Origin of the sequence: Candidatus Desulforudis audaxviator MP104C, assembly GCF_000018425.1 — a bacterium.
In the GTDB taxonomy this organism is placed as follows: domain Bacteria; phylum Bacillota; class Desulfotomaculia; order Desulfotomaculales; family Desulforudaceae; genus Desulforudis; species Desulforudis audaxviator.
The window spans coordinates 386,390-404,571 of the sequence record NC_010424.1 but is presented as its reverse complement, the minus strand read 5'-3'; the positions used below and the strand labels follow the sequence as shown (position 1 = coordinate 404,571).

General features: G+C 59.4%; 20 protein-coding genes. 10 read left to right on the top strand and 10 right to left on the bottom strand.

Annotated features, from left to right (window positions below; genetic code table 11):
* Positions 1–49: 49 nt before the first annotated feature.
* On the top strand, positions 50–373 hold the full coding sequence (locus DAUD_RS01950) for a MoaD/ThiS family protein (RefSeq protein WP_012301524.1): 324 nt from the start codon (positions 50–52) through the stop codon (positions 371–373).
* A gap of 76 nt (positions 374–449) precedes the next feature.
* Here DAUD_RS01950 and DAUD_RS01945 read toward each other — a convergent pair whose 3' ends face one another.
* Positions 450–1,394 (bottom strand): diguanylate cyclase, encoded by a 945-nt coding sequence (locus DAUD_RS01945; RefSeq protein WP_012301523.1) that lies wholly within the window; start codon positions 1,392–1,394, stop codon positions 450–452.
* A gap of 189 nt (positions 1,395–1,583) precedes the next feature.
* Here DAUD_RS01945 and DAUD_RS01940 point away from each other — a divergent pair, with 189 nt between their 5' ends.
* From DAUD_RS01940 to DAUD_RS01925, 5 genes are all read left to right on the top strand, one after another.
* Entirely contained in the window at positions 1,584–1,850 is a 267-nt protein-coding gene (locus DAUD_RS01940) for an AbrB/MazE/SpoVT family DNA-binding domain-containing protein (protein ID WP_012301522.1), read from the top strand.
* Positions 1,850–2,263 carry a PIN domain-containing protein gene (locus DAUD_RS01935; protein WP_012301521.1) on the top strand — a complete coding sequence of 138 codons (414 nt, stop codon included), beginning with the start codon at positions 1,850–1,852 and terminating at the stop codon, positions 2,261–2,263. The genes DAUD_RS01940 and DAUD_RS01935 overlap by 1 nt, the downstream gene beginning before the upstream one ends.
* Positions 2,264–2,448: 185 nt before the next feature.
* Positions 2,449–2,709: an EamA family transporter gene (locus tag DAUD_RS12705; RefSeq protein WP_242647867.1), complete on the top strand. Its 261-nt coding sequence runs from the start codon at positions 2,449–2,451 to the stop codon at positions 2,707–2,709.
* Positions 2,710–2,714: 5 nt separating this feature from the next.
* On the top strand, positions 2,715–3,287 hold the full coding sequence (rarD, locus tag DAUD_RS12700; RefSeq protein WP_242647866.1) for an EamA family transporter RarD: 573 nt from the start codon (positions 2,715–2,717) through the stop codon (positions 3,285–3,287).
* 388 nt (positions 3,288–3,675) lie between these two features.
* Positions 3,676–5,190 (top strand): L-lactate permease, encoded by a 1,515-nt coding sequence (locus DAUD_RS01925; protein WP_012301520.1) that lies wholly within the window; start codon positions 3,676–3,678, stop codon positions 5,188–5,190.
* Between the two features lie 168 nt (positions 5,191–5,358).
* Here the strand turns inward: DAUD_RS01925 and DAUD_RS12250 are convergent, their stop codons facing one another.
* The 4 genes from DAUD_RS12250 to DAUD_RS11400 form a co-directional block, all read right to left on the bottom strand.
* Positions 5,359–5,619 (bottom strand): DUF86 domain-containing protein, encoded by a 261-nt coding sequence (locus DAUD_RS12250; protein WP_408609603.1) that lies wholly within the window; start codon positions 5,617–5,619, stop codon positions 5,359–5,361.
* Positions 5,620–5,642: 23 nt separating this feature from the next.
* Positions 5,643–6,212 carry a type VII toxin-antitoxin system MntA family adenylyltransferase antitoxin gene (mntA, locus tag DAUD_RS12245; RefSeq protein ID WP_049752529.1) on the bottom strand — a complete coding sequence of 190 codons (570 nt, stop codon included), beginning with the start codon at positions 6,210–6,212 and terminating at the stop codon, positions 5,643–5,645.
* A gap of 191 nt (positions 6,213–6,403) precedes the next feature.
* Positions 6,404–6,838, bottom strand: coding sequence for a hypothetical protein (locus DAUD_RS01910; protein ID WP_166485061.1), 435 nt, complete (start codon positions 6,836–6,838; stop codon positions 6,404–6,406).
* A 73-nt stretch (positions 6,839–6,911) separates the two neighbouring features.
* Complete coding sequence (locus tag DAUD_RS11400) at positions 6,912–7,658, bottom strand: 4Fe-4S dicluster domain-containing protein (RefSeq protein ID WP_012301518.1); 747 nt, start codon at positions 7,656–7,658, stop codon at positions 6,912–6,914.
* Positions 7,659–8,155: 497 nt separating this feature from the next.
* Here DAUD_RS11400 and DAUD_RS01900 point away from each other — a divergent pair, with 497 nt between their 5' ends.
* The 4 genes from DAUD_RS01900 (at position 8,156) to hepT (ending at position 10,578) form a co-directional block, all read left to right on the top strand.
* Positions 8,156–8,710: a hypothetical protein gene (locus DAUD_RS01900; RefSeq protein ID WP_012301516.1), complete on the top strand. Its 555-nt coding sequence runs from the start codon at positions 8,156–8,158 to the stop codon at positions 8,708–8,710.
* A complete protein-coding gene (locus DAUD_RS01895) occupies positions 8,700–9,206 on the top strand; it encodes a PH domain-containing protein (RefSeq protein WP_012301515.1) in 507 nt (168 codons plus the stop codon). Before DAUD_RS01900 ends, DAUD_RS01895 begins: the two co-directional genes overlap by 11 nt.
* A 509-nt stretch (positions 9,207–9,715) precedes the next feature.
* Entirely contained in the window at positions 9,716–10,162 is a 447-nt protein-coding gene (gene mntA, locus DAUD_RS01890; RefSeq protein ID WP_012301514.1) for a type VII toxin-antitoxin system MntA family adenylyltransferase antitoxin, read from the top strand.
* Positions 10,162–10,578, top strand: a complete 417-nt coding sequence (gene hepT, locus DAUD_RS01885) for a type VII toxin-antitoxin system HepT family RNase toxin (protein WP_166485060.1) — start codon at positions 10,162–10,164, stop codon at positions 10,576–10,578. The genes mntA (DAUD_RS01890) and hepT overlap by 1 nt, the downstream gene beginning before the upstream one ends.
* On the opposite strand, the gene DAUD_RS12240 is transcribed toward hepT, so the two are convergent.
* The 5 genes from DAUD_RS12240 to glmM form a co-directional block, all read right to left on the bottom strand.
* A complete protein-coding gene (locus DAUD_RS12240) occupies positions 10,554–10,727 on the bottom strand; it encodes a hypothetical protein (protein WP_166485059.1) in 174 nt (57 codons plus the stop codon). The two genes, hepT and DAUD_RS12240, sit on opposite strands and share 25 nt — an antisense overlap.
* A gap of 89 nt (positions 10,728–10,816) precedes the next feature.
* The gene (locus DAUD_RS01880; RefSeq protein ID WP_041570726.1) at positions 10,817–11,257 is read right to left on the bottom strand and encodes an HNH endonuclease signature motif containing protein; all 441 of its coding nucleotides are present in this window, start codon (positions 11,255–11,257) and stop codon (positions 10,817–10,819) included.
* Positions 11,258–11,402: 145 nt separating this feature from the next.
* A complete protein-coding gene (locus DAUD_RS11395) occupies positions 11,403–14,264 on the bottom strand; it encodes an ATP-binding protein (protein WP_012301511.1) in 2,862 nt (953 codons plus the stop codon).
* Between the two features lie 240 nt (positions 14,265–14,504).
* Complete coding sequence (gene glmS / locus DAUD_RS01870; protein WP_012301510.1) at positions 14,505–16,334, bottom strand: glutamine--fructose-6-phosphate transaminase (isomerizing); 1,830 nt, start codon at positions 16,332–16,334, stop codon at positions 14,505–14,507.
* A 392-nt stretch (positions 16,335–16,726) separates the two neighbouring features.
* Entirely contained in the window at positions 16,727–18,079 is a 1,353-nt protein-coding gene (gene glmM, locus DAUD_RS01865; protein ID WP_041571045.1) for a phosphoglucosamine mutase, read from the bottom strand.
* Between the last annotated feature and the right edge of the window lie 103 nt (positions 18,080–18,182).

Sequence of the window (18,182 nt, the reverse complement as noted above, 5' to 3'; positions counted from 1 at the left end):
GGCCGGACGAGCCGGCCGGAACAAAGTCGTGGTGAGGGAGTGTCCGCGTGTGAATCCGCCAAGTCCAAATGATGTATGTACAAATAGGGTGGAAATCCGCTTCCTTAGCTTTTTGAAAAGACTGGCCGATGAAAAAGGACTGGGATTCCCGTGTTACTTGGAACTGGACAGTGAATCTAGTGCCATTGAACTAACTGAACGCTTAGGGATTCCCGCCGACAAAGTTGAAGCGGTGTTTGTCAACGGTACCGCAAAACCGATTGCCGATGCGCGGGTGAAACCCGGGGACCGGGTAGCGTTTGTGCCTTTCGGGACTCCCGGCCCCTACAGGCTGCTGTTGGGATTCAAAAACATCAATAAATCTGCTCATTGAGTCTGACTTCGTTATCACGCTTAACCGCCCTGGCGCAGCGTGATTATGGTCACCTCGCGCCGGGATACTTGAGACATCACGGGGATCGCTCAGCTTTTGGCAAAAGGTACCCGCCGGCGACGATGCGGTCCTCGCCCGCCGCCTTCGCCGCATAGAGGGCGCGGTCCGCGGCTGCAAGAATCTCGTTGACGCCGGCCGTCTCCCGACCACCCTCGACCACGCCGCCGCTGAAGGTGACGCGCAGTCTTGCGCCGTCTCCGGGCACGGTCAAAGGGTGGGCCAGCCACGCCTCCCTGGCGCGCTCCGCCGCGGCGAGCGCCGCCGCCAGGTCGGTTTTGGGCATCAGCACCGCGAACTCCTCGCCGCCGTAACGGGCCACGACGTCGGTCTGGCGGAAGCTAGCCCACAACACCGCGCCGAACTCGCGCAGCACGTGGTCGCCGACCAGGTGGCCGTGGGTGTCGTTAACCTGCTTAAAATCGTCCAGGTCGGCGAGCAGCAAGCTGAACAGCGTCCCTTCCCGGCGGCTGCGGAAGATTTCCTCCTCCACGCGCGCCACGAAGTAACCGCGGGTGTGGCATCCCGTCAGCGCGTCGTGAAAGGTTTCGTAGGACATGGCCCTCGCCCGCCTGATCCGGCTTTTGACCCGTAGCACGAACTCCTCCGGCTGGAAAGGCTTCACGATGTAGTCGTCGGCGCCGCAGTCGTATCCTTCCCGTAAATACCGCAGGTCGCCAAGCGCCGTCAGGATGATCACCGGCACCCATTTCAGACGCTCTTCAGTCCTGATCTCGCGGCAGAGGTCCAGACCGTTCGCATCCGGCAGCACCATGTTGAGGACCACCAGGTCGGGCTGCATCGCCCGCAGGGTTTCCCTGGCTGAGGCGCCGCTCCCGGCTTCGACCACCTCGATCCCTTCGGGGGAGCAATGCTTTTTTATGACGCCGCGGACAACCGGGCTGTCTTCGACCATCAGGATTTTGTAAACCGCATCCGCCGGTGCGGCGCCCTCATTATTCATTGCAGCAGATTCTCCTTTGCCGTTCGGTCCTGACTTGTATTTCGCTTGAACTGTCGATTCGGCATGATAAGTCTTCTGCGTTCGGACTCTCCACTTCCTATGGGTATTGTAATACCTCCCGGAAGTCCAGACAATCACCCTTGACAGGAGGTGATGTAAGGTTTATGTTAGATGTAAGGAGGTATTTAAATGTTAAGAGCAAGGTTAACAAGTAAGGGGCAGATAACAATACCCGTAATCGTCCGCCGTAAGCTCAACTTGCAACCGGGAGACGAACTCGTGTTCGATCTCGGCCCGGACGGAGAGGTTAAGGTCAGGGCCTTAAAACGCAAACGCTTAACCGAACTCTACGCCTCTTTGCCCCCCAAAAGACCTTACCCCGGCAAGACAGAAGTTCGCGAAGAGGTAGCCACCGGACTGGCCCGGCAGATACTGGGTAAGGGGAAAGAAACGTGATGGTTTATTTGTGGGTTGATGCCAACGTTGTCTTACGCTTTCTCACCGGCGACCCACCGGCAATGGCTGCTAAAGCACTGGAGCTAATGAGCCGCGCTGAAAAAGGAGCTATCGGCTTGCGGGTATCTCATCTGGTAGCAGCCGAAATCGTCTGGGTACTTTCTTCTTTCTACAAGTATGACAAAACTCAGATCGCCGAAACCCTGAACTCCTTTCTCAGCGCCGACGGAATTTACGCCGAAAACCCCGCGTTGCTCATCCAGGCCCTGCAGGATATGGCAGAAAAAAACGTCGATTTCGTAGACGCTTACCTTGCCGCACTGGCCCGGGCACAGGAAGAAAGTATCTGTTCTTTTGACAATGATTTCGAAAAGTTAAATGTCAGATGGGTTACCCCTCCAGGAGACGGGTAACCTGCCGGACGCGCAGGTGGCGCAAAACCTTTGCGGCTTGTCGGAGAGACGATGCCGCCGTTTCCGGCTGGGCAACGCTCTTGTGAGCCGGCACAATCTTGCCCAAAGGCTCCTTTGTCATTTTCGACAAATGCCTTTACAATTAGGTTTGTTTGCATCAACTTCTGACAACCGGAGCTGTGATTGTGAAGGACGACCAAACCAATGAACGGTTGGCCGGCATTGCCGCCGCCCTGAGCGCGTACCTGCTGTGGGGGATACTGCCGCTTTACTGGAAGCTCGTCCAAAGCGTCCCGCCACAGGAGATACTGGCCCACCGGCTAGTCTGGTCCTTTGCTTTTCTGGTGCTTATGCTGCTCCTGTCCGGAAAACTCCAATCCTTCCGGGGTGAGCTGGGCGGCAGCAGCCGAAACAAACCGCGGGTGTTGTACTGGCGGCCGTCCTAATCACCGTGAACTGGTTGACCTACATCTGGGCCGTTAACACTGACCGCATCGTCGAGTCCAGCCTGGGGTACTATATCAACCCGCTGGTGAGCGTCCTGCTGGCTATCGTTGTCTTAAAGGAAAGGCTCTCATTCTGGCAGATGGTCTCTTTCGCCCTAGCCACGGCCGGTGTTTTGAACATAACGCTTCATTTCGGTGCCGTCCCCTGGATCGCGCTGATCCTGGCCGTCAGTTTCGCCCTATACGGTTTGATCAAGAAAGTGATCCACCTGGGAGCAATCACGGGAATCACCTTGGAAACCCTGCTCATTTCGCCGCTTATGCTTGCCTACCTGGGTTACGTGCACAGCAGCGGCAGCGGGGCTTTTGGGGCGGCCCCCCTGGTCATTACCGGGCTGCTGATGGGCGCCGGCATCGTGACAGCGGTGCCGTTGATCCTGTTTGCCGCCGCCGCCAACCGGCTCCCGTTATCGGTAATCGGGTTCATGCAGTATATCGCACCCACCATAATGTTACTCATTGGCGTTTTTCTTTATCACGAGCCCTTCACCGGCGTTCACCTGGTTTCCTTTCTCTAGATCTGGACGGCGCTGACCATTTTCTCCCTGGCGAAAACCAAGCCGTTTGTAGAGTTGGAATCCCGTGTTTTGAATAACCGTCACGAGAAAAGTTTGAACCAACAAAAGTGAGTGTCACCCGCCTCGTCCCGGTTCCCATACCTTTTTCACAGCCTTACCACTCAGCACAACCTCCCGGCTGCCTTTCCCTACCCTTTCGCCGCACCCGGCCCCCGCATCCGGTCGGCCGGCTTGGCGATGAGCATTGCACAGGTTGGTATTTTTGTGATTCAGCCTCATTAACGCCTTTCATCCGTTCATCCAACGTGCTACAATACCGGCAGTGCCCTACGAGTCTATGCTCGCGTGGATTTGGGCGGGCTCACTGGACAAATCAGAGGTTTGAAATATGGCGCTCTCCTTGTTGATCTCCGTGGCACCGATGCTTGTACTTTTACTGTTAATGACCGCAGGCCGGATGTCGGCGGCGAAAGCCGGGGTGGCAGCCCTGTTCTTGGCAGCTGCCGGTGCTGTCTGGATGCTCTTGGACCGACCGGAAATTTCAACGCCTTATCTGCTGGGTGGAGCTATGCTGGAAGCCGGCTTCATCGCCACCACAATACTTTGGATTATTTTTCCGGCACTCTGCATTTACCACCTTCAACGGCTTACCGGCGCTTTCCCGGTGATCCTGGAAACACTGGGCAGGCACGCTCCCAATCCTCTTTTGCGCGTGTTTTTGATTGGGTGGTTTTTCTCCCTTTTCATGGAGGGTGCAGCGGGCTTTGGCACACCGGTGGCGTTGGCGGCCCCTATGCTGGTGGCGAGCGGTGTTTCACCCGTGCCGGCTGTGGCGATTGCGGCCATCGGGCATGCATTGGGCACATCGTTCGGGGCAGTCGGAACACCCATCATACCTTTGGTTGCCGCGACAGGTCTCGCTTCCCAATCCATCAGCCAGGCCAGCAGCGTGTTTCCCGCCGTGTTCGGCGTTGTGATGACGCTTTTCATCGCACGTTTATTCCCATCACAATTGAAGAATCGCTGGGCCTGGGCGATTGCGGCCGCCGTTGCGTTTATCGCGCCCCAATTTATGATTGCTTGGTTTGTCGGGCCCGAATTGCCCACTTTGGCGGGCGCACTGATTGGAGCAACCGTATTTATCGGGCTTATGCGCCTATATTATGGCTCGCAACCTTCACGTGAGGCAGCAGAGCCGCATACCTCCTCCGCCCACCTGTGGCGAGCCGGTATGCCTTATCTGCTGGTGATCGCCCTGATCGTGACGAGCCGTCTTGTGCCGTGGATGACCGAGGCGCTGAAGTCCGTGCAATGGACCTGGGCACTCGGCCCATTTTCCGGCAATGTTTTTCCGTGGTTTCACCCGGGCACGCTGATGATGGTGGCCTTCCTGGCCAGCTGGATCATTCTGCGTCCATCCGGGCACCTCGTAGGCGGCGCCGTTCTGGAATCGGCGCGGACCATAGCAAAGGTGGCTGTGCCCGTCGTTGCGATGCTGGGACTTGCCCGAATCATGTTGCACGCTGGCATGATTGATACCCTAGCCACCGCCGCCGCAATTGGACCCACTCATGATGTCTGGCCTCTGCTTGCACCGGCCGTCGGCGTGTTAGGCGCGTTTGTTACCGGATCGGCCACGGCTTCAAATATCCTTTTCATGGATCTGCACACGAAGATTTCGGCGGATTCAGGGCTGTCCACCACACTTGTAGCCGCCGCGCAGAATACGGGCGCCGCGGCAGGCAATCTCATTGCGCCGCATAATATTGTTGCCGGTTGCGCCACAGTGGGGCTGGTCGGCAAGGAGGGCGAAGTATTGAAGCGCACCCTCGGTCCATGCTTGATATACATGGCGGGCGCAGGACTATTTGCTTTGATGCTTAGTAAATTTGGCGTATTTTAGTGCGGTTCGCAGACGGAACAAGCAAAATTTTAGGCTAGCGCCTTTTAATAAGCGGTTAAGTTCAAAATAACCAACCTCAATCAGCGGATAGTCCTTCTTATATCATACCTAGACATTTTCCAACATGGGAAGTCTCTACGGTCGATAGCTTCAAGCAAATCGCGCTGATTACGCTCGCGATCTTGGGCAGCCGGCGACTTCCCGGACAAATTCCCGGAAGGCATCCGGAGCCTGCCGCAACGCCTTGGCCACTTCCCGAAGATCAATATCCAGATATTCGTGTACCAAAACGTTGCGGAAACCACCCGCACCGCGCAGCCGCTCGTAAAGAGCGGCGGAAATTACTCCGTTGCCGCGCAGTTCGGCCAGTAGTCCCTCATAAGTATCCACCAGTCGCCCAAAATGTTGAGTCAAAATATGGTCGGCCACCTGTAGAAGCAGATTAACCCCCGCTAACAGCCCTGCTCCACAATCCACCGCCGGCTGAGATCGGCGGCCATCTTCTCCGCCATGGTATCCCGATATTTTCCCAATTCTTGCGCCACCCGGTCCAATTCGCTGAAAGCCTGCTCCAGGAATTCCCGGCGCAAAACCATTGCCCGCCCCTCCTTCCGGCGTGCTATCGCTCTCTTGAGCAACATCATTCTATCGTCCCGCCACCGCATCCGGACCTTCTGTTCGAATCGAAACCGGTCTTCTTGCGGATTCCTCCAGAGACACCGGCCGGTAGAAATAATCTCCGCCTGTAAGTAGGACGGCGCCACGCGTAGATCCACCAGATCCAGGCGGTCGGTGTTCAAAGCCAGCGACAGATCAGCGTACAAAGCGGGATAGGAAAAACCCGCGCCAGCCAAGACGGCCAGGTCAATGTCGTTGCGCGGCCGCTCCCCACAGGCAGCCGAACCAAAGAGGTAAACCAGACGCACCTCATGGCGCGGCCACAGGTCCGCCAGTTTCTCCAGCCGGGCAATTACACCCTCCGGCAACCATGCCAGACGCGCGTATTTTTCGGTCACACCCATTTTTTCACTTCCATAGAACAAAACACGAAGTTCACCCAATCGTAATCGTTCCCGGAACCGGCGCCTCTCTTACCACAATACGATGGATTCGCAGCCATGTCTGTACCAGACCAGCCACCTGTTACCGGGAATTATTTTTGGTGGCAACAACCATTTTTCTGGCGGGCCGTTCAGGTCACTTGCTGACGGGATCATGGATTCGGGTTAGAATACTCGCTCTTCCTGGCCAGTCTGAAAAAATAAATGTGGACGGGAAGCAAAATGATAAAAGAAACGCCGTGCCGTATTATGGTCCTCAGATTATAAGCTTTTATTCTTTCTTTTTCCGCCTGGTATCTTTCTTCCATAAGTGCTTCCACTTCTTCCTTGGTAAAAGCCGCCATTTTATCTCTGTGCTCCTTCCGGCTAAGATCGGGATATTGGCCATATTTTTGCAGGAACAACTCGTTTCTTGCTGTTTGGTGGTCCATTGTCCAACCAGGGAGAGGGGCAATATAATCAGGAATCGCCCTGACAAGTTCGACAAAGTTAAAAAGCAATACACTAAAGGTTATCAGGGCAACAAGGTGCAGGTAGACCTTCGAAACGGCCCAGTTATTCGTACCATCTTTCATTGCTCTTGTCATGCCTCCTAATACCATATTTTGTGTGAATCAGAAACTCGACGCGGCGCTTTGTTTGTAAGCGCACACCCGTCTGCTACCCGGCCGGCAGCCCGTAACGCCGGGACTCGGCCGCCAGCAGGGATATCACTCCCAGGCCACCGTAAATTCCCGGGCCGTACAACCGGGCACCGGCAATTTCCCGCCGGGCCTCTTCCAGCCGCTGGGTGGCCGTGACCCAAAGGGCCGCCCGGGGCCCACCCAGCAGGGCCCCGTACGGGCAGGACGTGACACAGGCCGTGTCCTGGCCGCTGCCCACCCGGTCCGGGCAGCCGGTGCAGCGCAAGAGCAACCGGTCCCGCCCCTTGGAGCCTCTGCTGCCGGCCAGGACCGGCACGCCGAAAGGGCAAACCTCGGCGCAGTCCCCGCAGGCGGTACACTTTTCCCGGTAAAAGTTGGTTAACCCTGAAGCACCCCGGACGGTGGCCCCATCCCGGCACTCCTTGACACAGGCGGCCGAGGTGCAGTGCAGGCAGGTTTGACGCCAGACGAGCCGGTTTTCGGCGCCGGCCTTAACTACGTTAAAGCGGATCAGGGCCAGTTCCGGGGCCAACCCATTTTCCCGCTGGCATTCCTGCCGGCAGGTGCCGCACGCGGTGCACCTGGTGCTGTCGAAAAAGAACCCGTAGCGCCGGTCATCCGGCGCCGGGGCGGCAGGCGGTGCATCGGCCCGGCCCCCACAACCCGCCAGCACCGCGGCGGCGCTTACTCCAAGCCACAAAAACCGCCGGCGGGTGAGGGTCTCGAACCACACGCCGCAAAAGTTCCCCGATCCTCGCTCCAAGTTGAGGCACCCCTTTCAACCCTAAAAATATTGTGGAAACAAAGCAGGAACAACCCCGAAACTCAGTCGGCGACATCCACCCGCAACGATCAGGGCAATCAGAGCGACTATGGCAACGAGAAACGGCGGCCCAATCAACATCGCTGCAATCACCGCCTACCTCGCTTTCACACAAGTTTTTTTAACTTATCATCAGAAACAGACCATTCCCTGCAACGGGAGTGTTCTTTTTTATTTACGTGTTTCCTGCTTCTTTCGTTCATCTTTCTGCAATTGCATTTGCTGGTATTTCTTGGCGTTTACGAGCGTATTCTTCTGTAAGCCAGCCATAATCTTGACGGCAGTCCACGATGTAATCGATATACACCGGCGCGCTGATTGCCGGCTGCTTTCGGGCTTCCGGCTTGACTCGCCTAAGCTGCGGCAGCCCTAACGGCGCGTGCTTGGTCTCGTTATTGCGGGCACCGTGGTGCCCTGGAATTCGGGGATGAGATGATTTGTCTTACCAGGTGACTTATGCGGAGGTCTTAAAGGCGACCTTCGTCCCGCCGGAATTCTTACTGTACTTGGCGGTAATCGGTGTGCCGCTCTTCTTGATCATTGTACTGTTATGGCTGTGGAGACAGGGTGGCGTGAACCGCAGACACCTGTGGCCCCTGGCACTGGCCCTGGTCATCGCCGTTGCGGCTCCCCTTGGGGCAAGTGTGCCAACAACCGGGGCGGGCTGGCAGTTGAGCGGTGATGGGCAGTTAAACATTAAAGCCCCGCCGGTCACGGCGACGCTGGACCTGGCAGAAACGAAAGCGGCTCTTACGGAGTACTCAGGACCCTGGCGGCCGGTGCGGCGGACCAACGGGTTCGGCGTGCCGGGAATGACCACGGGCTGGTGCCGGCTGGCCAACGGTGAAAAGGCGGTGGTCTTCCGCCACCAGAGAACGGCCCGGATGCTGGTGCTGGAGTCGGAAGGCCGGTATTATGTGCTGGCCCATCCTGGCGTGGAGGAGTTGTATAAGCATTTGGTGTCCCGGGGGGTGCGGCCGGGTGACTTCTGATTTCAAAATGGCGCCCTGGGACCGATTAACACGTGTTTTTACCCCGGGGGCTTTTATCCTGGTGGGCGTCATATCATATGATCTCTTGTTCCGAAACGAATCGGGGGTATGGTTCACCCTGGCTATTCTCTCTCCGGTCTGGATCATGTTTGGCCTGACTTACCTGTTCGCACCGCGTGGATTCCGGGTATCCCCCGAGGGCGTAATCATACGTCGCCCAATCGGGCCGATAGTCATCCCCTATGCGGACATCGGGGCCGTGGAGGTGGTGGAGCAGGTCAAGCCGGGTCTCAGGCTGTTCGGCTCCGGCGGGCTTTTCGGCTGGATCGGGCTTTTTGCCATCCGGGGCGGGGGTTCGGCCAAGGTGTACGCCACCCGCTGGGACCGGATGGTGCGGGTGAAAACCCGGCAAGAGATTTACCTCTTGTCTCCGGCGGACCCGGAGGCATTCCTGGAAGCAGTGCGTCAACACCAGAAGCTCACTACTTACGGCTGAGCCTGTAAGAGCATAAAAAAGGCCAACCTTACCTCGATAGAATCGAAAGGCGCATTAAAGAAATCCTGAAACACGGGATCGAGACAATCTGACCGGGGGCTGCCTATGCCTTTTAAAGCTCAGTATCACTGGAGCTGAATCGACTATACAAGCCAGCCATAATCTTGACGGCAATCCACGATGTAATCGATATACACTGCGTCATCCTTGATCTGATAGATGAGTAAATATCGCTTGTCCACAAGCAGCTTTCTGTACTTGTTTGCGGGCGATAGTGGATCTGTAACGTAATTACAAGATTGTCGCCATTCCGTGGAACTGCGGGCACGGCTTTCACATCTGCTTCAGAAGCATCAGTAAGCAATTCTACTCGGATGAACGGGTGTTTATGGGGAAACCGTTTGACGCCATGCGGATGAGTATCGAGCGATCCATGAACAGTGGACAGCAGCGGCAGGCCCAAGATACAATAAACAGTAGTATAATGATCATCGACAGGGAGACCGGAGATGTCCGTGTTCACCGAGGACCAGCGGCAAAAGATCGTTGCCTTCTGCCAAAACCAGCCGGCCGTAACCGCCGCTTACCTTTTTGGGTCCCAGGTCAAGGGCAACGCAGGCCCCTTGAGTGATATCGACTTGGCCTTTCTGGTGGAACCGACCCTGATAAGCCAGAGAACTTACCCTTATGGTTACAGGGCTTTCCTGCTTACCGAGCTGATCAGCATCTTGAAAAGCACCGAAATCGACCTGATCATCTTGAACGAGGTCCCGCCGCTCCTGCAATTCCAGGTCATTTACCACGGGGAAGTGCTCTTTTCCCGTTCAGACAAGAAAAGACTGGCCTTTCACGTTAAAGCCTTCAACGAGTACCAGGACATGCGCCCCCTGTTGGCGGTACAGCACAAATACATGGTCGAGCGCCTTAACAGGCGGTTCACCAGGGAGGCGGAATGATGGTCGCCGATGTCGAACTGATCCGCGGCAAGCTGACCGAGTTGGAAACGTACGTGCGTGAACTGGAGAACCTGCAGGCATACACGCTGGACGAACTGCGGACGAACCTGCCCCGGCTCTGGTCGGTAATTCACGGTCTCCAACTGTCGATTCAGATCCTGCTGGATGTGGGCAATCACCTGCTGGCAGATCTGGGCGTCAAAGCGAGAGACTATACTGAGATCATCGACAAGCTGGGGGAGATGGGCGTTTTGCCCGCTGAATTCGCCGAAGAGATACGAGGGATGGCCGGCTTCAGAAACGTGTTGGTACATGGCTATGCCTCGCTCGACATCGCCCGAGTCCACCAAACCCTGCACAACAACCTGAACGACTTCCTCAAGTTTGCCCATCACAGGGCGTCCGGATCAAGGTAAACCTTGCACTCGGCCCGGCGCCGTCCAGCCCACACCTGAGCCGCCGTCTTGTGCTGGCCATCGAAAAGCAAGATCTGGCCGTCAACCAGGCGGCAGACGGCGGGAGCAAGTTGCGTGTAACGCAGGAAATGGCGATAGAGTTCCCACATCCGCGTCGGTTCCAGCGGACGCGGCTGCAAATCAGGATCATTTAATAGATGCGCGACGGGCACGAGGGCGTAGAAATATGAGAACTTCGTCACCGGACACTGGTGGAGAAAAACTGTTTCGGACGGGGCATTGTTCCAGTACATTGTAACTTGGTTGCCAACTCGCTCCATACGACATTTATTTTCCCATAGCCCCCTTCTCCCAGCACATACGCCAAGACATCGTCGAGCCGGACTCCGTCAGCCTGCTGGTGACCCTCCTGAAAGAAGCGGTCCAGTTTGAGTTTGTCCCTAAATTCTTGAAGTGACAGCGTGCGGATCCGGCGGTGGTGTTCTCTGCAAACCGGTGCAATGTTATCAATGCTGGTTGGACCGCCTTCACTAAACGGTTTAATGTGGTGGAACTCCGCCTGGACAGGATCCTCAATGGGATGGCCGTCCACAAAGCACCGCAGGCTTCCCTGCCTGGTGTGCTGATCCATGACCGCCCGCTTTTCTTCGTCACTCAACTGTCGCTTGGAGACAATCATAATCACTTCATTTCTTTGACCCGTCCATAAGCTTTGGAGCAAGGAGGATGTTGTATCCGCTTGCGCGGAGTGCGCCCTGCAGCCAGTCGTGGCACCCCGTACTCCCCGGGTGAACGCGTGCGCGCAAAGGACTGGCGCTGAGGAACTACTCCTCTATCTCCAACGTAAGCCCAAGTTGCTGGGCTGCTTCTTTCATCGCCTTTAATGCCGGGTCGTTCTTGCTCATTGTTGTCCCCTCGGAAAGTTTCATTTCAAACTGAACTCCAAGCTGCAGCTTTTTGAGATTCATCCGCGCCGCAGGCCCGACGAAGCAGCGGAACAACTCACCCCAATTCTCCACAGGCACGGCGCCCCGGACGACAAACCCCCGCACTATGTCTTCGGCTCCCGCCTCTTTCGGAGTCACCACCCCGGTTTCCGGGGTCGTGTCCGTGGTGGGGCCGCCCGTCTCTTGAAAGGTTGATGGCAAACCCCCGGCACCAACACCTGTGGTAGCAGTCCCTGAATCACCGGCACCCCCACCGGATTCAGGGATGAATGCCGGGATGATCCAGAGTCCGTCCTCGCTGGGGTCCAGGGACACCGCTTGTCTGCAATAACGGACCTGGAGCGCCGAGGGGCTTCCGCCTCGACCGATGCCCACCAGCCCATCCAAGCAGGCCTGGGCCAGTCCAGCGGTCACCGCTTCCTTGGCAGCAACCATGGGCTTGTCCGTAAAGCGCAGAAAGGCCTCGACCGCATCCTTCAGGCGCAGTGTGTCTTGCTTGGGAATCAAGCCGGTATTATCAAGTGTTACCGACCCGATACGCCGGAGAATCCACTCCTCGTCCTCCACGAGTACTGTCCACAGATACCCGAGATGTTCCTGGAAGCTCCGCCGCGCGTCCGAGAGAGTACACACATCCACCTCCTGCCCCTGTCCGCCGGCAGCCTCGGCACGTACCCGCAGCGCCACCGTGTAGGCAGGACCCAGAGTCTCCAGGGCGGCCCGCCGGGCCGCCTCAAGGCGTTTTTTCAGGTCTTCCCGCTGTTCCTCGTCAAGCTGCTCCCAGTAGTCCGCGCGCACACCTTCCAAAGCGGCGCGCTCACGGTGGGCCTGCCGCAGCTTCGTGAGCCCACGGGTGGTACCTGCAAGGAACAGAAGCGTGTTGCGGTAAATCCGCTCCTTTCCCCCGCACCGGGCGCTGATGGACTTGACGCGTTCCCGAACCGTTTCTCTGGCACCTCCGTTTTCGTCCCAGGCCAATGAAGGCGGCAAAACCAATAGGGTCAGCGATTTCTGTTCCGGCAGATCCTCCGCCGGGTTGACGATCACCCTCCATGTCGCGCCGGCGAGAGCGCTCTTCTGCGATTCGGCCCGGAGATCTTCGAGGATTTCTTCCTCAAAGTTCTCCTTCGCGATCTGTTGCCGGTACTGAACAACCAGTTTGTTGAGGGTCGGCTTCGTACCGAACCAGTAACGCTTGCCCAGACTTCCGGCCGCGATCGTGTGCAGATAAAAGCAGCGGTTTTCCAGTTCCAGAAGTGCTCCGTCGGTATAGTTCCAGTTGAGACCGTACCGGGAACAGGCCAGCTTCAAATCCTTTGCCCCGAATCCGCTGCGTCCCCCCTGACCACCGAAGGAACCGAGAAGAATGGCGGAAGCCAGTCCCTGTGCGATGGCCTCGCTGCGGTAGTCGCCGCTGCGCTCCTCGTCGAAGATGCCGGCATTGGATCGCTCTCCGGTTACGTCGGCGGCGGCCACGGATTGATAAGCCGGGCCCCAGAAGCGGGTGAGCGCCGCCTGTAAAGCGTCAACCGACCAACGGATATGGCAGGGCTGAATAAGATGCTGCGTCTGGGTGTTCCCTTGGCGATGTTTCCACAGGTCACCGACAATGTTCGCCAATAGGCGCAGCACGCCGCGGGTCCGTTGAAAGTCGGGGTGGCTGCCCCAGCGGGTATAGAGGGCGTCGATAAGCAGCGGATGGAACGGATAGGCCCGCTCTATATACTCGCGGTACGTGTTCTTCGCCGCCTCGGAGGGAACCTCCCCGGAGTGCACCGCATACATCCCCTGATAAACCTGCGCCACTTTCTTGGGATAATCGGGCTCGTTCTCCGGGGCGATAGACTCAAACAGCCTGGCGCGCACCACTTCGTAAATCTCCTCGTCGGCAACCGGCTTCACATCGGCACCGAGGCGCTGGAAACGCTTCTCCAAAGTGACGAAGGCCTCCTGTCCCTTTTCGCTCTGCGCAACCTCGTACTTGCTCGCCGGGAGAGTGGCCACCACAACCGCATCCGGCACCTGTTGTACCGCCTCGGTGAGTTGCTGGATGAAAGAGATGGTCTGATCCGCCAGGCTCGTATCGCCGACCGGCACCGCCGCCGCACCGACACAGTAGTCGGCCAGTTCGTCTAACAGAATCAGGCAGGGAGAAGCGGCCCACAACACCTCCACGAAAATCCCCTGCGGAACGCGCTGGCTCTCGTCGTTCGCCCGCACCCGCTCGTAAAGAGTCTTCCCGCCCAACTGGAAGGCCAGTTCGCCCCAAAGGGTCTTAAGATGCACGCCATCCGGCGTTCTGCGCCCTTGAGTGGCATCGCAGGTTTGGTTCGTAAAGACCGCCACGCCCTTTACCTTTTCGGGGAACCGCCCACCCGTGATCTGCCGCAGGCCCTCCCCTTGGGGGGAAGCCTTCAGCCGATCCGCGTATTTGGCCAGATGCCAGAGGGCGACGAGCGTGTGCGTCTTACCGCCGCCAAAGGCGGTTTGCAGACTGATGATCCGGTCCCCGGTTTCGCCGTCGCCGCGCAACGCCCCCGCCACCCGACTCAGCACCGTGGAAAGGCCGGTGGTGAGATAGGTTTTGCGGAAGAACTCCTCCGGATCGAGATAAACCTCCGGCGCCGTGCCCTGAACGACGGCCCACAGGTTCGCCGCGAAGACCGCTTCGGCCAGCCGTCCTTCACGAATATCTTCGTGGGGTATGGCCACCGCGTACCAGGGTTTCAGTTCGCCCATTTGCAAGCCCTTCCTAATATCCTGCCATATAAACCTCGCTATCGATTTCTTCTACTGCCACCCTAGGGAAATGTTTCTCTGTACTCCCACAGCAGTAATGAAAAGGGGCCACTCCGAGTAGCCCCTTAACCTCATGTTTTCGACTATGGCTCTTTATTCTTTTTCAATGGACAACCACCCGTACCACCATCATGCACGCACTAGCCACCACCACCACCACACCGATGTGAACCTACAACCCTACTCCACCGTCACGGATTTGGCCAGGTTGCGCGGTTTGTCGACGGAGCAGCCCCGGTACACGGCCGCGTAGTAGGCGAAGAGCTGGAGCGGGACCACCGTCAGGATGGGCGCCAGGAACGGGTGGGTGGGCGGCAGGTAGACGCGGAAGTCACCCAGTTCCTCGGAGTCGTGGTCGCCTTGGAAGGTCAGGGTGACCACCTCGGCGCCGCGGGCTTTCACTTCCTTGATGTTGCTCAGGGTCTTCTCGAACAGTTCCGGCTGGGTAGCCAGGGCGATCACCGGGACACCCTCGGTGATCAGGGCCAGGGTGCCGTGTTTTAATTCGCCGGCGGCGTAGGCCTCGGCGTGGATGTACGAGATTTCCTTGAGTTTGAGGCTTCCCTCCATCGCCACCGCGTAGTCCAGGCCGCGGCCGATGAAGAACAGGCAGTGCCGCTGGTGGTAGCGCCGGGCCAGGGCCGCGATCTCGCCGGCGCCGGCCAGGATCTGGCCCACGCCGTGGTGGAGTTCGCGCAGGGCGCGCAGGAGGTCCTCGCGCTCTTCGCCGGGCAGGGCGCCGCGCTCCCCGGCCAGCCAGACGGCCAGCAGGTAGAAGGCGGCGAGCTGGGTGACGTAGGCCTTGGTGGAGGCCACGGCGATTTCGGGGCCGGCCCAGGTGTAAAGCACGCTGTCGGCCTCGCGGGCGATGGAGCTGCCGACCACGTTGGTGATCGCCACGACGCGGGCGCCGCGGCTTTTCGCCTCTCGCAGCGCCGCCCGGGTGTCGGCGGTCTCGCCGGATTGGCTAACCACGACCACCAGGTCGCCCGGGCCGATGAGCGGATCGCGGTAGCGGAACTCGGAGGCGATGTCCACCTCCACCGGCAGGCGGACCAGTTTCTCGATGATGTATTTTCCGACCACGCCGGCGTGGAAAGCGGTGCCGCACGCGGTCACGAAGATCTTGTTCAGGTTTTTGACGAAACCGGGCTCCAGATTCAGTTCGTCGAGGACGGCGCGGCGGCAGTCGTCGTCGATCCGGCCGCGCAGGGTGTCGCGGAGCGCCCGCGGCTGCTCGTGGATTTCTTTCAGCATGAAGTGGTCGTAGCCGGCCTTTTCGGCCTGTTCGGCCTCCCAGTGGACCTGGAAGATCTCCCTGGCCAGCGGCCGGCCGTGGAAGTCGGAGATCCGAACCCCGTCCGGGGTGACCTCGGCGAGTTCGCCGTCGTTTAAAAGGTAGGTGTCCCGCGTATGGGCGAGGAGCGCCGGGATGTCGGAGGCGATGAAGTTCTCCCGCTCGCCCACGCCGATGACCAGCGGGCTGTCCTGGCGGGCGGTGACCAGCCGTTCGGGCTCGTCGACGGTCAGCGCCAGGAGCGCGAAGCTCCCCTCCACCCGCTCCAGGGCCTCCAGCACGGCCTGGTACAGGTTGCCCCGGTAGAACTGCTCGATCAGGTGGGGCAGTACCTCGGTGTCGGTGTCCGAACGGAACACGTGCCCCTCGGCTTTGAGCCAGCTCCGCAGGCGATGGTAGTTCTCGATGATCCCGTTGTGCACCACGGCGAGCCGCCCGCTGCAGTCGGTGTGGGGGTGGGCGTTGACGTCGGTGGGCGCGCCGTGCGTGGCCCAGCGGGTGTGCCCGATTCCGGACGTGGCCGTGAAACGGCAGTCGCAGAGGGCCTGCACCAGCACGTCAAGGGTGCCCGCCCGCTTTTGCACGGTCAGGCCCCCGTTTTCGGGCACGACGATGCCCGCCGAGTCGTAACCGCGGTACTCGAGGCGCCTGAGCCCGTCGATCAGTACGGGCACAGCCTGCTGGTGACCGGTGTAACCCACGATTCCGCACATAGGTGAAGTCCTCCTGTTGTTCTAAAAAATAGAAAGGACCGGCAACAAAGCGCGGTCCAAAAAGTCGTGCCGCCCGCCGGAGAACGGTTCCAAACGGTCCCTTCCCCGCAAGCGGTCGGTCGCTCTCGGGATTATTGCCTTTCAGGTCACCGGGCGCTTTTGTCCCGCGGGTCACCCCGCGGTTTTGTGGCGCCGTTCTCGGCCGTGACCCCAAGCCGGGAGGCATCCGCCGAATCCTTCGATGAACCTCCCCCTCGTCAACCCCCGCACTGCACACACCGCAAACGCGGCACGGGGGTTCTGGCGCTGGTTTTTATTCAATTGCCCGCCTGTTGTCCGCCGGCTGTCCGTCTGTCCACCAGTTGTCCGTCAATCGGTTCGTTGGTCCGCGTTTATCCCGCCTGCTGCCGGTCGATCTCGGTGACGACCCGGACCAGCTCTTCCACCACCTTCGTCAAGAGGGTTTCGTTCCGGGCCTCGGCCATAACCCGCACCAGGGGCTCGGTGCCCGAGGGCCGGACCAGGATGCGCCCCTCGCCGTTTAAGCCGTGCTCGTACCGGGCGATGGCCTCCCACAGCGCCGGGCTCGACATGACCGCGTTCCGGTCCCGGACGCGCACGTTCTCCAAGAGCTGGGGCAGCCGCTCCATCTGGGCGGCCAGTTGCGACAGGGGCCGGCCGGTCTCCCGCATCACCTTGAGGAGCTGCAGGGCGGTGATGATCCCGTCCCCGGTGGTGTTGTACTCGGTGAAGATGATGTGGCCCGACTGCTCCCCTCCCAGGCAGCACCCCGACCGGAGCATCTCCTCCAGGACGTACCGGTCGCCCACCTTGGTCTGCAGCACCCGGATACCGGCTTCGCGCAGGGCCAAGTGCAACCCGAGGTTGCTCATCACCGTGACCACCATCGTGTTCCCCGCCAGGCGCCCGTGCCGGCGCATGTGCCGGCCGCAGATGACCAGCAGGTGGTCGCCGTCCACCAGGCGGCCGTGCTCGTCGACCGCGATCAGCCGGTCGGCGTCGCCATCGAAGGCGAGGCCCAGGTCCGCCCCCTCAGCCGGCACCGCCTGCTGCAGCACGTGCGGGTGGGTGGAGCCGCAGCCCGCGTTGATGTTGGTGCCGTCCGGGGTATCAAACAGCGGGACGACGCTCGCGCCGAGGCGGCCCAGCACCTGGGGCGCCACCTGGTAGGCGGCGCCGTTGGCGCAGTCCACCACGATTTTCAGCCCCGCAAGGTCAGACGGCCCGGTCCCGCAGGCGAACCGGACGTAGCGCTCCATGGCGTCGGGCATCTCCCGTACCCGGCCCACGCCGATCCCGGAGGGGGTGGGCAGGGCACCGCCGGCGGTCAGGACCAGGTGCTCGATGCGGTCCTCCAACCGGTCCGGCAGCTTGTAGCCGTTGGCCCCGAAAAACTTGATGCCGTTGTCCTCGTACGGGTTGTGCGACGCCGAGATGACCACGCCACCGCCGGCCTCCGGGGCCCGCGACAGGTAGGCGATGGCCGGGGTGGGCAGCACCCCCACCCGGATGACGTCCACGCCCACCGAGCAGATGCCGGCGACCAGGGCGGCCTCGAGCATATCCCCGGAGAGCCGGGTGTCCCGCCCGATAACCAGCGCCCGCGCGCCGGTCTCCTCCTGGAGCACGAAGGCGCCCGCCCGGCCGAGTTTGAAGGCCAGTTCGGGCGAAAGTTCCTCGTTGGCAAGGCCGCGCACCCCGTCAGTGCCAAACAGCGCGCCCATCGGCATGAAAAGCCCCCATAAAGTGTCAGCTCACTCTATGTTTATCATACATTCCCGGCTCTTTCAAGACACGGTACATGGTATGCGGACACGCGCGCCCGAG

What these genes read in the sequence shown, in the direction of transcription:
- DAUD_RS11395 (WP_012301511.1), bottom strand. Translation starts at nt 14,264, where the DNA reads ATGGGCGAACTGAAACCCTGGTACGCGGTGGCCATACCCCACGAAGAT.
- DAUD_RS01880 (WP_041570726.1), bottom strand. Translation starts at nt 11,257, where the DNA reads ATGATTGTCTCCAAGCGACAGTTGAGTGACGAAGAAAAGCGGGCGGTC.
- DAUD_RS01925 (WP_012301520.1), top strand. Translation starts at nt 3,676, where the DNA reads ATGGCGCTCTCCTTGTTGATCTCCGTGGCACCGATGCTTGTACTTTTA.
- mntA (WP_012301514.1), top strand. Translation starts at nt 9,716, where the DNA reads ATGTCCGTGTTCACCGAGGACCAGCGGCAAAAGATCGTTGCCTTCTGC.
- glmM (WP_041571045.1), bottom strand. Translation starts at nt 18,079, where the DNA reads ATGGGCGCGCTGTTTGGCACTGACGGGGTGCGCGGCCTTGCCAACGAG.
- DAUD_RS01945 (WP_012301523.1), bottom strand. Translation starts at nt 1,394, where the DNA reads ATGAATAATGAGGGCGCCGCACCGGCGGATGCGGTTTACAAAATCCTG.
- hepT (WP_166485060.1), top strand. Translation starts at nt 10,162, where the DNA reads ATGGTCGCCGATGTCGAACTGATCCGCGGCAAGCTGACCGAGTTGGAA.
- mntA (WP_049752529.1), bottom strand. Translation starts at nt 6,212, where the DNA reads ATGGGTGTGACCGAAAAATACGCGCGTCTGGCATGGTTGCCGGAGGGT.
- glmS (WP_012301510.1), bottom strand. Translation starts at nt 16,334, where the DNA reads ATGTGCGGAATCGTGGGTTACACCGGTCACCAGCAGGCTGTGCCCGTA.
- DAUD_RS01940 (WP_012301522.1), top strand. Translation starts at nt 1,584, where the DNA reads ATGTTAAGAGCAAGGTTAACAAGTAAGGGGCAGATAACAATACCCGTA.
- DAUD_RS12240 (WP_166485059.1), bottom strand. Translation starts at nt 10,727, where the DNA reads ATGTGGGAACTCTATCGCCATTTCCTGCGTTACACGCAACTTGCTCCC.
- DAUD_RS01910 (WP_166485061.1), bottom strand. Translation starts at nt 6,838, where the DNA reads ATGACAAGAGCAATGAAAGATGGTACGAATAACTGGGCCGTTTCGAAG.
- DAUD_RS01935 (WP_012301521.1), top strand. Translation starts at nt 1,850, where the DNA reads ATGGTTTATTTGTGGGTTGATGCCAACGTTGTCTTACGCTTTCTCACC.